The following is a 14,490-nucleotide window of genomic DNA, read 5'->3' on the forward strand; positions in this document are numbered from 1 at the left end:
ATCCCGCATTCCGGGGGGGTGATCGGAGTCTCCTGGCTCATGATCGCGCTGCCGCTGCTCGGTGCCGCGATCCTGCTGCTGGGCGGACGCCGTACCGACCGCTGGGGCCACTTCCTCGGTGTCGCCATGGCGCTCGCCTCCTTCGTGGTGGCCGTCCTCTCCTTCATGGAGATGCTGGGCCTGCCCGAGGACCAGCGCCGCCAGGCCGTCCACCTCTACCGGTTCATCCCCGGCGTCGCCGACATGGGCCTGCTGATCGACCCGTTGTCGATCAGCTTCGCGCTGCTGATCACCGGTGTGGGTTCGCTGATCCACATCTACTCGATCGGCTACATGTCGCACGACCCCGACCGGCGCCGGTTCTTCGCCTACCTGAACCTGTTCGTCGCGGCGATGCTCCTGCTCGTGCTGTCGGACAACTACGTCGGCCTGTTCGTCGGCTGGGAGGGCGTGGGTCTCGCGTCCTACCTGCTGATCGGGTTCTGGCAGTTCAAGCCGACCGCGGCGGCGGCCGCCAAGAAGGCCTTCATCGTCAACCGCGTCGGCGACTTCGGCCTGCTGATCGCGATCTTCACGATCTGGACGACGTTCGGCTCGCTCGCCTTCAAGGAGGTCTTCCCGCTCGCGGGCGAGGCCCCCAGCGGCACGATGACCGCCATCGGCCTGCTGCTGCTTCTGGGCGCCTGCGGCAAGTCGGCCCAGCTCCCGCTGCAGTCGTGGCTGCTGGACGCGATGGAGGGTCCGACCCCGGTCTCGGCCCTCATCCACGCCGCGACCATGGTCACCGCAGGTGTCTACCTGGTCGTCCGCTCCGGCGCGTTCTTCGAGGTCGCCCCGACCGCGCAGCTCGTCGTGACGATCGTCGGCGTGGCCACGCTGCTCGCCGGTGCGATCATCGGTTGCGCCAAGGACGACATCAAGAAGGGCCTGGCCGGCTCCACGATGTCGCAGATCGGCTACATGATGCTCGCCGCGGGTATCGGCCCGGCGGGCTACGCCTTCGCCATCGCGCACCTGATCACGCACGGCTTCTTCAAGGCCAACATGTTCCTCGGCGCCGGCTCGGTCATGCACGCCATGAACGACGAGGTCGACATGCGCCGGTACGGCGGGCTGTTCTCGGTGATGAAGGTCACCGCGATCACCTTCATCATCGGCTACCTGGCGATCATCGGCTTCCCGCTGCTGTCCGGTTACTTCACCAAGGACGGCATCATCGAGACGGCCATGGAGCACAACGAGATCCTGGGCTGGCTCGCGGTCGTGGGCGCCGGCATCACCGGCTTCTACATGTCGCGCATGATCTTCATGACCTTCTTCGGCAAGAAGCGCTGGGCCGACGACGCCCATCCGCACGAGTCGCCCTCGGTCATGACCGTGCCGCTGGTCATCCTTTCCATCGGCTCGGTCTTCCTGGGCGCCTTCCTGATCCTGGGCAACCGGTTCATGACGTTCATCGGCCCGGCCGTCGGCCTGCCCGAGGAACTGCCCACGTTCCACGCCTTCAGCGTCCCCGGCCTGGCCACGCTGGCCCTGGTCGCGGTCGGCGTCATCATCGCCTGGTTCCGGTACGGCGCCGCCGAGGTGCCCCGGGTCGCCCCGCGCGGCTCGTTCCTCACCACGTTCGCCCGCCGCGACCTGTACGGCGACGCCCTGAACGAGACGCTGTTCATGCGCCCCGGCCAGTGGCTCGCCCGGATCGCGGTGTTCGTCGACAACCGCGGCATCGACGGTCTGGTCAACGGGCTGGCAGCCGGGATCGGCGGGACCTCCGGACGGCTGCGTCGCATCCAGACCGGCTACGTACGGTCCTACGCGTTGTCCATCCTCTTCGGTGCCGCCGTGGTCGTTGGCGCGCTGCTCTACGTAGGGAACATGTGATGCCCTGGCTCTCGATCCTGATGGCCGTGCCCGTGCTGGGCGCGGTCGGGGTCTCCCTCACCAAGAGTGACAAGCTCGCCAAGCAGGCGGCCCTCGTGGTCTCGCTGGTCGTGCTGGCGCTGACCGGTGTGGTGGCGGCCCAGTTCAACCCCTCCTCGACGACGCGGTTCCAGTTCGCCGAGGTCTACGACTGGATTCCCCGGTTCGGCGTGCACTACGGCGTCGGCGTGGACGGCATCGCCCTGGTGCTGATCGCGCTCTCGGCGGTGCTCGTGCCGATCGTGATCCTGGCCTCCTGGCACGACGCCGACGGCACCGGGGCCGCGGCCCCGCCCAAGCGGTCGGTGAAGACCTACTTCGCGCTGCTGCTGGTGCTGGAAGCGATGATGATCGGCGTCTTCGCGGCGACCGACGTCTTCCTCTTCTACGTCTTCTTCGAAGCCATGCTGATCCCGATGTACTTCATGATCGGATCGTACGGCGGCGCCCAGCGGTCCTACGCGGCCGTGAAGTTCCTGCTCTACTCGCTGTTCGGCGGCCTGCTCATGCTGGTCGCGGTGATCGCGCTCTACGTGATCGCCGCCAAGAGCACGTTCATGTTCCCCGAGCTGGTCGGGGTCATCAAGGACCCGAACACGCAGAAGTGGCTGTTCCTCGGCTTCTTCGTCGCGTTCGCGGTCAAGGCGCCGCTCTGGCCGTTCCACACCTGGCTGCCCGACGCGGCCGCGCAGGCCCCGGCCGGCGCCGCCGTGCTGCTGGTCGGCGTGCTGGACAAGGTCGGCACCTACGGCATGCTCCGCTTCTGCCTGGAGCTGTTCCCGGACGCGGCGAAGTTCTTCACCCCGCTGGTGATCGTCCTGTCGGTCGTGGGCATCGTCTACGGCGCGATCGTGGCGATCGGCCAGACCGACATCAAGCGCCTGATCGCCTACACCTCGATCTCGCACTTCGGCTTCATCGCGCTGGGCGTCTTCGCGATGACCGCGCACGGCGGCGCGGGTGCCACGCTCTACATGGTCAACCACGGCTTCTCGACCGGCGCGCTGTTCCTGATCGCCGGATTCCTGATCTACCGCCGGGGGTCCAGCCAGATCGCCGACTACGGCGGCGTGCAGAAGGTCGCCCCGCTCCTCGCGGGCACCTTCCTGATCGCCGGACTGTCGGGCCTCTCCCTGCCGGGCCTGTCCTCGTTCGTCAGCGAGTTCATGGTCCTGATGGGCACCTACGAGCGCTACGCGGTCCCGGCGATCATCGCCACGAGCGGTGTGGTCCTGGCGGCCGTCTACATCCTGTGGATGTACCAGCGCACGATGAACGGCCCGACAGCCGAGTCGGTCAAGGGCTTCACCGACCTGAACGTCCGGGAGCGGTGGGTGGTGGCACCGCTGATCGCGGTGATCATCGCCCTCGGTTTCTTCCCGGCGCCGGTGCTCAACGTGATCAACCCGGCGGTGGACCAGACGCTGTCCAACGTCCATGTGGTCCAGTTCACCCCAGCCGTCGCTGACAAGAAGGGGGCCGGGCAGTGAACGGCACCATCCAAGCTCCGACGATCGAATACGCGCTGCTCTCTCCGATGCTGGTCGTGTTCGGCGCGGCGATCATCGGTGTGCTGGTCGAGGCGTTCGCGCCCCGCTACCTGCGCAAGTCGATCCACGTGCCGCTCACGCTGCTGGCGTTGGTCGGCGCGTTCGCCACGACCATCCTGACGGCCCTGAACGGCCTGCCGGACAAGCCCGCCGCCATGGGCGCGGTCGCGGTCGACGGACCATCCCTGTTCATCTGGGGCATCATCCTCATCCTGGCCTTCGTCAGCGTGCTGCTGGTCAACGACGACGAGCAGTTCGTCGCGCAGGCGGCAGCCGTACCGGGGAGCGCCGACGAGGAGGAGGCGGTCCGCAGCGGGTTCGTCCAGACCGAGGTCTACCCGCTGCTGCTCTTCGCGGTCGGCGGCATGCTGCTCTTCGCCGCGGCCAACGACCTGCTGGTCATGTTCGTCGGCCTTGAGGTCATGTCCCTGCCGCTGTACCTGCTCTGTGGCCTGGCCCGCCGCCGCCGCCTGCTCTCGCAGGAGGCCTCGGTCAAATACTTCCTGCTCGGCGCGTTCTCCTCGGCCTTCTTCCTGTACGGCATGGCCCTGGTGTACGGCTACGCCGGCTCGGTCGACCTGAAGGCCATCTCCGCCGCGCTCGGCACGGTCTCCGGCCAGGACACGCTGCTGTTCATCGGCGTCGCGTTGCTCGGCGTCGGCCTGCTGTTCAAGATCGGTGCCGCCCCCTTCCAGGCGTGGAAGCCCGACGTCTACCAGGGCGCGCCCACCGCCGTCACCGCCCTGATGGCCTCCACCGTGCTGGTGGCGGCCTTCGGCGCCGTGCTGCGGGTCTTCTGGGTCGCCCTGGGCGGCCTGGAGTGGAACTGGCAGCCGGTCATGTGGGGAGTCGCGATCCTGACCATGATCGTCGGTGCGATCCTGGCCATCACCCAGACCGACATCAAGCGCATGCTGGCCTACTCCTCGGTCGCGCACGCGGGCTTCCTGCTCACCGGCGTGATCGCGATCGGCACCTTCGCGCAGAACACGCAGGCGCTGTCGGCCATCCTGTTCTACCTGGCCGCGTACGGCTTCACCACGGTCGGAGCCTTCGCGATCGTCACCATGGTCCGCGACGCGGGCGGCGAGGCCGGGCACCTGTCCCGGTGGGCCGGGCTCGGCAAGCGCTCCCCGGTGCTGGCCGGCATCTTCGCCTTCTTCCTGCTGGCCTTCGCGGGTATCCCGCTGACCAGCGGTTTCTTCGGCAAGTACGCCGTGTTCGCGGCTGCGGTCTCCGGTGGTGCGCTGCCGCTGGTCATCGTGGGTGTGGTGAGCTCGGCGATCGCCGCGTTCTTCTACGTCCGCGTGATCGTGCTGATGTTCTTCAGCGAGCCGGCCGCCGACGGACCGACCATCGCCACACCCACCGTGGGCACCTCGGCTGTGGTTGCCCTCGCGGCAGCGGCTACCGTAGTGCTGGGGGTATTTCCGCAGCCGGTGCTCGATCTGGCGGACCAGGCTGCGTCCGCGTTGTTCATTCGTTAGAGGAGTAGGGCTTCATGGCTGCGCCACCGGTTGTTGATCTGCCGTTCGTCGACGAGCGGTTGGCGCAGGACCTCGCTAGCGGACTGGCAGAGGTGGAGAAGCTCCTACGGACCTCGGTGGAGAGTGAGGACGCCTTCGTCACGGAGGCGTCCAAGCATCTCATCGAGGCAGGCGGCAAGCGGTTCCGCGCCATGCTCGTGCTGCTCGCCGCCCAGTTCGGCTCGCCGGACGCCGCCGGAGTGATCCCCGGGGCCGTGGTCATCGAACTGACCCACCTGGCGACGCTCTACCACGACGACGTCATGGACGAGGCTCCGGTGCGCCGGGGCTCCCCGTCGGCCAACGCCCGCTGGGACAACACCGTGGCCATCCTGACCGGCGACTACCTGTTCGCCCAGGCCTCGGAGATCCTCGCCGACCTCGGCGCCGACATCATCCGGATCCAGGCCCAGACGTTCTCCCGCCTGGTCCGAGGCCAGATCCGCGAGACCATCGGCCCTCGCCCCGACGAGGACCTCGTGGCCCACTACATCGACGTCCTGGCCGACAAGACCGGCTCGTTGATCGCCACCTCCGGCCGGTTCGGTGCCCTGCTGAGCGGCGCCTCGCCCGAGGTCGTCAGCAGGCTGACCCGCGCCTGCGAGGCCATCGGCGTCGGCTGGCAGCTCGGCGACGACCTGCTCGACGTCGCCTCCGATTCGGCCGAGTCCGGTAAGACGCCCGGCACTGACCTGCGTGAGGGCATCCGGACCCTGCCGGTGCTGTACGTCCTGTCGTCCGACACGCCGCAGGACGCCCGCCTGCGCGAGCTGCTGGCCGGGCCGGTGGCCGAGGACGACATCGACGAGGCCCTCCGGTTGCTGCGCGCGAACCCGGCCATGGAACGTGCCCGCGCCGAACTGGTCGCCTGGGTGGACCGTGCTCGCGAGGACCTGTCGGGCCTTCCCGACATTCCCGCCCGGGCTGCCTATCTCGCGCTCTGCGACTATGTCGTCGAGCGCTCCGGCTGAGTCTCGTCTCCCGCACCAACAGGTGCCCTGCTGACTTCCCGGCCCCGACCGAGTGGCTTCTCGTCTCCCCCCGCCAGGGGAGACGACAGCCCTGCTCCGGCGGGTCCGAACGGGTAAACCCTAACAGGACCGTGCCGCTCTCGCCCGGTGAATGTAACAGGCCGCATGCCCAGCGTGACGGCTAGGCGGTCATGGGCTCCAGTGCCGTACGGCGGGCCTGACGGGCGGCGCGGAGGCTGTCCCAGGTGAAGACCGCGAGGGCCAGCCAGACGATGGCGAATCCGGCCCAGCGGCTGGGCGGCATGACCTCATGGGCGACGAACACGCCGACGAGGAACTGCAATACCGGGGCGATGTACTGGAGCAGGCCGATCGTGGTGAGCGGCACCCGGATCGCGGCGGAGGTGAAGCAGAGCAGTGGAACAGCCGTGATCACTCCACCCCCGGCCAGCAGGAGGGCGTGCCCCGCGCCCATGCTCCCGAAGGTGCCGGTGCCCTGCCCCTGCAGGTAGAGCAGGTAACCGAGCGCGGGCAGCAGCAGCACCAGCGTCTCGATGGTCAGGCTCTCGGCGGCACCGACCTGCGCGATCTTCTTGACCAGGCCGTAGGTGCCGAAGCTGACCGCCAGGACCAGCGCGATCCACGGCAGCCGGCCGTAGTCGACGGTGAGGACGACGACGGCCAGGGCTCCCAGCCCGACTGCGCCCCACTGCCACGGCCGCAGGCGCTCCCTGAGAAGGAAGACGCCGAAGAGCACGCTGACCAGGGGGTTGATGAAGTAGCCGAGAGCGCTCTCGACCACGTGCCCGCTGTTCACGGCGTAGATGTACACACCCCAGTTGACCGTGATGACCATCGCGGCCAGGGCGAGGAGGCCGAGCTTCCTGGGGGTGCGCAGCAACTCGCGGAACCAGGACCAGTGACGTCGCACCACGAGGATCGCGACGACGGCGACAAGGGACCACGCGATGCGGTGGGCCAGGATCTCCAGGGCGGCTGAAGGCTTCAGGAGCGGCCAGTACAGCGGGAACAGGCCCCACATGGTGTAGGCGGCGATGCCGTACAGGACTCCACGGCGCGATTCAGGCATGTAGCCTATTTTGACTGCTTACCATTTTTAACACAAATTAGCAGTTCTTTCGTAACAGTTAAGAAGCGCTTACGGGAACACTGCAGCTCCTCGGATGGTTCTCTCTGGCAGAAAGCTCGCAGAGGAGGTCCGCAATGGGCTGGTTGTTCGGTAGGGACAAGACTTCCATGGTGTCTCCGGAGAGCGCGCTCCCGGGTCGCCCCGCACGCATGGTGGTGCCCGCTCGCCACGCGGTCCTCGACGCTCCGCTGGCTCCGCCGTACCCCGAGGGAAGTGAGACCGCCGACTTCGGCCTCGGCTGTTTCTGGGGCGCCGAGCGCATTTTCTGGCAGACCCCCGGCGTGGTGTCCACCTCGGTCGGTTACGAGGGCGGCTACACCCAGAACCCCACCTACGAAGAGGTCTGCACCGGCCAGACCGGCCACACCGAGGCCGTCCGAGTGGTGTTCGACCCGTCCAAGGTGTCCTACGAGGAGCTGCTCCGCGTCTTCTGGGAGGCCCACAACCCCACCCAGGGCATGCGCCAGGGCAACGACGTCGGCACCCAGTATCGTTCGGCGATCTACTTCCATTCGCCCGCGCAGGAGAAGTCCGCCCTGTCCTCGCGTGACGCCTACCAGAAGGTGCTCACCGAGGCCGGCCACGGCCAGATCACCACCGAGATCGCCCCTGCCGGGGACTACTTCTTCGCGGAGGAGTATCACCAGCAATACCTTCACCGCAACAAAAACGGCTACTGCGGGATAGGAGGGACCGGGGTCGCTTGCCCGGCAGGCATCGCGCCTGCTGGCGAGTGAACAAGGCGCTCTTCGACGAGGTCTCCGTGCTGTTCGCCGAGCAGCGCGGACTGACCTATCCCGACGATCTGATCAGTGTGGAGATCTACGGGCACTCCATGCTGTTGATCGACAGCGACATGGCGGGGTGCGTGACCAGCTACGTAGGTCACAAGCGAGGCGTGTTGGACGCTGATCAACTTCGCATTGTCCGGGAGTGCGCGCGTGACCTCGGAGCGTTGGTCCCACGACTTCGCCGACGTGAAGGCCGCACCTATGCCGCACGTTGGCTACGGATCGCCGAGCTGATCATGGGCGATTCCCAGGAAGGTGCCCGTTACGGCGAGTAACGACGGCGACAACTTTCTCTACAGGGCCAAGGGCCAAGGCCGCGTAGTTAGTGGTTGTGGTGCGGTGTCAAGGCAGGGTGTAGGTGGCGCGGCTGGTCTTGCGGATCAGTCCTTGGCGGGCCCATTGGGCCATCTGAACGCAGAAACTGTGCAGGTCGGGGACACCGAGGAGTTGGCCGACTTCCCGTCCGTTCCAGGAGGGGATTCCACGGTCGATCTCTTCGAGTCAGGTACGCTGCGGGCGCTGCTCGCCACCGCCTCCTCCATCGGCCCGCGCGCAGCTAAGGGCACCATCTATACCTCCAAGATCCCCGGCCGGCCTTTCGGCGGGCGGCCGGGACGCGGCGAGAAGGTCGCCTGGGCGCTCTGGTTCGATGCCAAGGGCAGGGTCACTCGCCTGACCACCACGACCTCTCAGCGGACGAACGACAACTACGAGCTGGGTCTCAGTTCCGACCTGCGCTTCACCGGCTGGGGCGCCCAGGTGACCATCGAGCCGCCGCCCGAGGATCTGGTCATCGAGGCCGAGGACCTTCCCGAGCCTGACGACTTGTTCGAGGAGCCGCCGGTGGCGATCGAAGCTCCTTCGAAGGGGGACTGAGCCCAGGGCTGCATGGTGAAGCCGTGAACGCAGACGTGCTGGCCGACCTGCCGGTGCCGGAGCGCCTGGCACATGCCTTGGCCGCGGATGCCGAGGTCCGTCCGACGCCGAAGGCTCCATCCGCTTGAGAAGTGCCCGAAGTGTTTCGTGGGAGCACGTTTCTCCAGGTCCATCAGTCACTGCGGGATCGGTGGCACCAACGTCAAGCTAGGTGACCCATCCGAGGGGGGTGTTTGCCAGACGGGCCTGGTTCCCACCGAGGATAGGCGGCAGATCTCGCTCCTACGGCTCATGCTTATCTTCCGGGCGGAAGGCGTATGTGCTCGATCGGTCTTGTCGCTGTGCTCCTGCCGGTGGTGAATCGTTGTCATCATCGTGTTGAGGCGAAAGCAAGGTGCGACAGAGGTACGGCTCATAGCATCAACGCTATGAGTTGGGGTACCGTAGAGCTGGAACCAGAAGTTCGGAAGTGGCTCGAAGATCTGCCTGCGGCGTCGTTCGCGAGGGTGGCTTTCTATGTCGATCTGCTGGCGGCGGAGGGCCCTCTGCTGGGGGAGCCCTACACGAAGCAACTTGACGGAAAGCTTCGCGAGCTCCGCTTTCACCTCGACGAGTTCGCTGTGCGAATCACTTACTGGATCGCGACCGGCCGCCGGATCGTGCTCTTGACCGTGTTCCACAAGACGCGGACGCGCGATGATCGTGAGGTTGAGCGGGCTCGGCGAGCCATGCGTCGCTGTGCCGAGCTGGCGCACACCGTCGACGAGGGAGAAGAAGCGGTATGAGCGGGCAAGGGAGCTGGCGAGAGCTCAGAGATCGCCGGATGGCCGAGCCGGGTGCGGCTGAGGCCTACGAGGCCACGCGTATCGCCTACGAGCTGGGTAAGACGGTCCGGGCGATGCGCGAGGGGCGAGGCTGGAGTCAGAACGACCTGGCGCGCGCGGCCGGCATGACCCAGTCGGCGGTGGCGCGATTCGAGGCAGGCGGAACGATCCCGACGTTGCCGGTGCTGGAGCGCCTGGCGCGTGCTTTGGATGCGGATGTCGAGGTCCGTCTGACGCCCCGGGCTCCCGCTGCTTGAGCTGAGATCCAATACGCCCGAAAACCACCGTCACGCTGTCGAGAGCCCTGACGGACACTGCGGGGTCGGTGGCACCAACGTCAAGCTAGGTGACCCATCCGAGTGGAGCGCCTGCCAGACGGGCCTGGTCCCGACCGAGGAGTAGCACTCCCGACTTCACCAAGACAGCTCACGATCATCTTCCGAGCGTGAGCTGTCTTGCTGCCAGGCATGGTCAAGTTGCTCATCTTCCGCATCCCGGACGAAACAACCGTCCTGATGTCGTCTTGCACCCCTTCATTACGAGTGAACGGCACGTCCCAGGTCGGCAAGCTCGTGCCCTGGTCGGGCGGTGGATGCGGGTCGGTGGCGTGTGATCGTGTAAGACGGTGTTGCTGTACGGGGCTGCTGTACGGCACTCCTCGCCGGACTGCGGCTTGGTCGCTCGATCACCGCTCGCTGTGCAGAATCTCCATGGCCTGAAGCACGTCGGTGGCGACATGATCCGCGCTGTGATCGTGGCCGACCCAAGTGCCTCGGTCGATCCAGATCGTACGTAGCCCGGCCGCCTGTCCCCCACCGATGTCGGCGACGAGGTTGTCACCGACCATCCATCCCCCGCCTTCGAGGGTCATACCCGATCGAGAGCGACCAGCCAATCAATCGTCTCACGGCCTAGATCGTGCTCTTCGGCGAACTTCTCAGCCCATATCTGGACAACACCCTCGTCTAGGTTGACGAGGGTGTTGTCCAGGTCGAAAAGCGCGAGCCGCTGCACGATGCCCCCTACGATGACGCTTTGTCGTGAGACACCCGCATTAGGAGAGCGATTGCGCTTGGATCGCCACTGTGCCCCTGATCTGCTGATACGGCCATCAAGGAAATCGTGTCTCTCTTGATCATTCCACGCATAGTCCGTTGGGCTGCGCTGCTCTGCCGCGTTCTCGGGCATCTGAACGAGACCTATCGTCGCCTTCCGCTGGTGGCGGCTGTCGGACATCGCAGACTACCGCGGTCCCGACCTGTTCTCACCGCGCGACCTGGCCACGCCGTTGGCGGCGCTGATCACCGGCGGGGTTCCGTCCAGACCTGTGTCGCTCGGACTCTGAGCCTGGGGCGCGAGCGCGGGCCGGGGTTCGACCGGAAGCGCAGATGAGGTCGGGGCGTGCCGAGCCCCGTACCAAGGCCATGGAAGAAGAAACGACCTTCGGGTGAACAGGAGAGGAAAGCGATCGATTTCTAATCTTGCGAGGGTCAATGACGTTGAGCAAGGGACTGGTGGCAGCGGTTCTGGCAGGCACGCTGGGCGTGGCCGCGACACCGGGGGCCGTCACAGCCGGGCATGGAAGCCAGGAGGGCCCCGGACGACCACGCTCCGGTACGGCGGGCAGTGTGACACTGCTGACCGGCGACCGTGTCGTGGTCGCGGGCAAGAGGTTCCGGGTGGAGCTGGCCGCGGACCGGGAGGTGCACTTCTCGTCCGGGTACCGGAACGGGCACCTGTACGTCGTTCCGTCCGACGCCGCGTCCCTGGTCGCCCAGGGGGTGCTGGACGAGCGGCTGTTCGATGTCACCCAGTTGCTCGAATGGCACTACGGCGACGCGGACACGGCCGACATCCCGCTGATCACACAGTCGCCGGAGGGCACGGCCCCCGCGCTGAAGGGCGCCGCGACGACACGGCGGCTGACCGGCCTGGGCATGACAGCGCAGCGGGTGGCCAAGAAGAGCACCGGCGAGGCGTGGCGGAACCTGCTCGGCGGGGTGTCCACGCTGGCCGCGGGCAAGAGCAAGATCTGGCTCGACGGCCGGCGTTCGTACACCCTGGACCGCAGCACCAGGCAGATCGGCGCGACCGAGGCGTGGCAGCAGGGCTTCACCGGGAAGGACGTCACGGTCGCCGTGCTCGACAGCGGGTACGACCCCACACATCCCGACCTGAAGGACGTGGTCACCCAGTCACGGAACTTCTCCGACGATCCTGACATCGTCGATCACCTCGGACACGGCACGCACGTCGCCTCGGTCATCGCCGGCGCCGGAGAGAAGTATCGCGGCGTGGCACCGGGCGCCCACATCGCCTTCGGCAAGGTGAGCGGAGTCGACGGGCTCTTCGACTCCGCGATCCTGGCCGGTATGGAGTGGGCCGCCACCGAGGTCAAGGCCAAGATCGTCAACATGAGTTTCGGCGGGACCGACGAACCCGGCCTCGACCCGGTCGAGCAGGCGGTGAACACCCTGTCGCAGGAGACGGGCACCCTGTTCGTGGTGGCCGCGGGCAACGACGGCGGCGAGGGCACCGTGCTGACTCCCGGCAGCGCGGACGCCGCGCTGACCGTCGGCGCGGTGGACCGTTCTGACCAGGTGGCCGCTTTCTCCAGCAAGGGGCCGAGAATCGGCGACCACGCGGTCAAGCCGGACGTCACCGCCCCCGGCGTGGACATCGTGGCCGCCGCCGCGGCGGGCACCGCCGACGGGACCCATGTGGCGAAGAGCGGCACGTCGATGGCCACTCCTCACGTGGCGGGAGCGGCGGCCATCCTCGCCCAGCGCCATCCCGACTGGAGCGGGCAGCAACTCAAGGCCGCGCTCATCGGCAGTGCCAGGCCGACCGACGGCGCCACGCCGTACCAGCAGGGCGCAGGGCGGGTGGACGTGCCCCGCTCGCTGGCCCAGGAGGTGATCGCCTCTCCCACCGGCGTGTGGGCCGCGTTCCCCTGGCAGCACCCGGGCGAGCGGCGGGCCACCGGGAAGATCGCTTACACCAACACCGGGGCCACACCCGTCACCCTGGACCTCGCGGCCGGCTCGGACGTGCTCACACTGTCGCCGCAGCGGCTGGAGGTGCCCGCAGGCGGGCAGGCGTCGGCCACGGTGACGATCGACGCCGAGGACAAGGGGCCCGGCGACTATCCCGGCGTCATCACCGCCACGGCCGGTGACACGGTGGTCCGCACCCCGGCCGGGGCCTACGTGGAACCGGAGTCCTATGACGCCACGGTGACCGTCCTGGGCAGGGACGGGGCCGCCACCGATTCGATGCAGAGCTACGTTTACGACCAGGCGACCGGCACCCGGCGCAACCTCGTCTTCCACGGCAACGTGGCCAGGATCAGGCTGCCGAAGGGACGCTGGAACCTCTACACCGAAATCTACGAGAGGAAGGACCGCAGCCTGACGATCGCGCACCAGCCGTTCGAGATCGCCGACGCCGACGTGCCGCTGACGGTCGACGGCCGCAAGGCGAAGCAGGTCACGTTCACGGTCGACGACCCCACCGCCGTCCCCGGCCGCCTGTTCGCCCTGTCCATGGTCAATGGTCCCTGGACGACCGGGATACTCGCGAACAACTACTCTGGCGGCTTCTACGTCATCCCGGTGCGGCAACCGGGATTCGCCTACCTGGCCCAGACCGCCTGGACCAAGAAGGACACGACGCCCACCCCGTACCGCTACGACCTCGTGGACTACCGCAAGGACGGCATCCCCGACGACCCCGGGTACGCCGCGCGGACCCGGGACATGGTCAAGGCGACCGAGACCTACCGCTCGTCCGTCCCGGGCGCCACCGGCGTGCTGTACTCGGGGCCGGTGCTGCCCGGCAGCGACCTCTCAGGGGGGGTGGACACCTCGGCCATCCCGCTGCCGAGCAGTCTGACGCGGTACCTCACCCCGGGGTTCGCGTGGAACGACGAATTCAGCACGGGCGGCCTGGTCGAGCTCGGCACCGGCCCGGTGCGCGACGAGGGCTTCACCCAGGTCTGGAACGCCGCGGTGGCCGGCCCTTCGTTCGCCGCCTCCGGCGGCAGCCGTACCGGCGACACACTGGACTTCCCCGCCAACGGGCTGTACACCAGCGGAACCGCCGGCCGTACCGGCATGGACGCGACCGCGACCGGCACCCTCACCCTCGCCGGGAACGGAAAGGAGATCGCCACGACCGACATCATCGGCTGCATCGCCTACCGGAGCGAGGAGTGTTCGCTCACCGCCACGTTGCCCGAGGCGGACACCGCCTACACGCTGACCGCCTCCTCCCGGCGGCCGGAAGCAGGGCTGTCCACGGGCGTCGACGCCGTCTGGACCTTCCACTCCGCCCGTACGGCGAAGCCCGAGTCCCTGCCGCTGATGGCCGTGCGCTACGCACCGCAGGACCTCGACGACGCCAACCACGCCAAGCCGGGGTCACGGACCACCGTGCCGATCTGGGTCGAGCGGGCTCCTGGCGCCCGCAGGACGGCCGTCTCTTCGATCAAGCTGGAGGCGTCCGCCGACGACGGGAAGACGTGGCGGCCGGTGCGCGTCCAGGCGACCCGATCGGGCTGGACGGCGCAGCTCGGCAACCCCACCGCTCCGGGGTACGTCTCGCTGCGCGCGACGGTCACCGACAAGGCGGGCAACGGCGTCACCCAGACCGTGACCCGCGCCTACGCCGTCGGGTGACACGTACGGTCGCACCGTGAGCCCGGGGGGCTGAGGGTGCCCTGCCCGAACGGCCTCGCCGTTAGCCGGGCACCCTGGCCGCGGGGTGAGCGTCTCCCCCCCCGGGGCCCGCGTTCCCGTCGAGTCGAGGCAGGGGGGCCGGCTCGTCCGCCCTCGGGCGTTCCATCCCGAGGGCGGATCCGGACCACTCCCGCAGCTCCGGC

13 protein-coding genes are annotated in these 14,490 nt (G+C 67.7%); 10 read left to right on the forward strand and 3 right to left on the reverse strand.

Annotated elements, in window-relative coordinates; all coding sequences use genetic code 11:
* Positions 1-39 precede the first annotated feature (39 nt).
* From nuoL to FHR32_RS16365, 4 genes are read left to right on the forward strand one after another with little or no spacing between them, the layout of a single operon-like run.
* A complete protein-coding gene (gene nuoL, locus FHR32_RS16350) occupies positions 40-1,881 on the forward strand; it encodes an NADH-quinone oxidoreductase subunit L (protein WP_221465975.1) in 1,842 nt (613 codons plus the stop codon).
* The gene (locus FHR32_RS16355; RefSeq protein WP_184755092.1) at positions 1,881-3,410 is read left to right on the forward strand and encodes an NADH-quinone oxidoreductase subunit M; all 1,530 of its coding nucleotides are present in this window, start codon (positions 1,881-1,883) and stop codon (positions 3,408-3,410) included. Before nuoL ends, FHR32_RS16355 begins: the two co-directional genes overlap by 1 nt.
* On the forward strand, positions 3,407-4,957 hold the full coding sequence (gene nuoN / locus FHR32_RS16360; RefSeq protein ID WP_184755093.1) for an NADH-quinone oxidoreductase subunit NuoN: 1,551 nt from the start codon (positions 3,407-3,409) through the stop codon (positions 4,955-4,957). The genes FHR32_RS16355 and nuoN overlap by 4 nt, the downstream gene beginning before the upstream one ends.
* A gap of 14 nt (positions 4,958-4,971) precedes the next feature.
* Positions 4,972-5,967: a polyprenyl synthetase family protein gene (locus FHR32_RS16365; RefSeq protein ID WP_184755094.1), complete on the forward strand. Its 996-nt coding sequence runs from the start codon at positions 4,972-4,974 to the stop codon at positions 5,965-5,967.
* A 181-nt stretch (positions 5,968-6,148) separates the two neighbouring features.
* Here the strand turns inward: FHR32_RS16365 and rarD are convergent, their stop codons facing one another.
* Entirely contained in the window at positions 6,149-7,057 is a 909-nt protein-coding gene (gene rarD, locus FHR32_RS16370) for an EamA family transporter RarD (RefSeq protein ID WP_184755095.1), read from the reverse strand.
* Positions 7,058-7,191: 134 nt separating this feature from the next.
* Here rarD and msrA point away from each other — a divergent pair, with 134 nt between their 5' ends.
* From msrA to FHR32_RS16395, 5 genes are all read left to right on the forward strand, one after another.
* Positions 7,192-7,854 (forward strand): peptide-methionine (S)-S-oxide reductase MsrA, encoded by a 663-nt coding sequence (gene msrA, locus FHR32_RS16375; RefSeq protein WP_184755096.1) that lies wholly within the window; start codon positions 7,192-7,194, stop codon positions 7,852-7,854.
* Complete coding sequence (locus FHR32_RS16380) at positions 7,851-8,183, forward strand: hypothetical protein (RefSeq protein ID WP_184755097.1); 333 nt, start codon at positions 7,851-7,853, stop codon at positions 8,181-8,183. Before msrA ends, FHR32_RS16380 begins: the two co-directional genes overlap by 4 nt.
* A gap of 148 nt (positions 8,184-8,331) precedes the next feature.
* Positions 8,332-8,784, forward strand: coding sequence for a hypothetical protein (locus FHR32_RS16385; protein WP_184755098.1), 453 nt, complete (start codon positions 8,332-8,334; stop codon positions 8,782-8,784).
* Between the two features lie 428 nt (positions 8,785-9,212).
* Positions 9,213-9,569, forward strand: a complete 357-nt coding sequence (locus tag FHR32_RS16390) for a type II toxin-antitoxin system RelE/ParE family toxin (RefSeq protein ID WP_184755099.1) — start codon at positions 9,213-9,215, stop codon at positions 9,567-9,569.
* Positions 9,566-9,865 carry a helix-turn-helix domain-containing protein gene (locus tag FHR32_RS16395; protein WP_184755100.1) on the forward strand — a complete coding sequence of 100 codons (300 nt, stop codon included), beginning with the start codon at positions 9,566-9,568 and terminating at the stop codon, positions 9,863-9,865. The genes FHR32_RS16390 and FHR32_RS16395 overlap by 4 nt, the downstream gene beginning before the upstream one ends.
* 428 nt (positions 9,866-10,293) lie before the next feature.
* Here FHR32_RS16395 and FHR32_RS44425 read toward each other — a convergent pair whose 3' ends face one another.
* Together FHR32_RS44425 and FHR32_RS44430 are read right to left on the reverse strand one after the other, a co-directional pair.
* On the reverse strand, positions 10,294-10,455 hold the full coding sequence (locus FHR32_RS44425) for an HAD hydrolase-like protein (RefSeq protein WP_246466171.1): 162 nt from the start codon (positions 10,453-10,455) through the stop codon (positions 10,294-10,296).
* A gap of 20 nt (positions 10,456-10,475) precedes the next feature.
* Positions 10,476-10,796: a hypothetical protein gene (locus FHR32_RS44430; RefSeq protein WP_246466172.1), complete on the reverse strand. Its 321-nt coding sequence runs from the start codon at positions 10,794-10,796 to the stop codon at positions 10,476-10,478.
* Between the two features lie 311 nt (positions 10,797-11,107).
* Between FHR32_RS44430 and FHR32_RS16405 the strand changes: the two genes are divergently transcribed.
* Positions 11,108-14,287, forward strand: a complete 3,180-nt coding sequence (locus tag FHR32_RS16405; protein WP_184755101.1) for a S8 family serine peptidase — start codon at positions 11,108-11,110, stop codon at positions 14,285-14,287.
* Positions 14,288-14,490 lie beyond the last annotated feature (203 nt).

It is taken from the genome of Streptosporangium album (assembly GCF_014203795.1).
In the GTDB taxonomy this organism is placed as follows: Bacteria; Actinomycetota; Actinomycetes; order Streptosporangiales; family Streptosporangiaceae; genus Streptosporangium; species Streptosporangium album.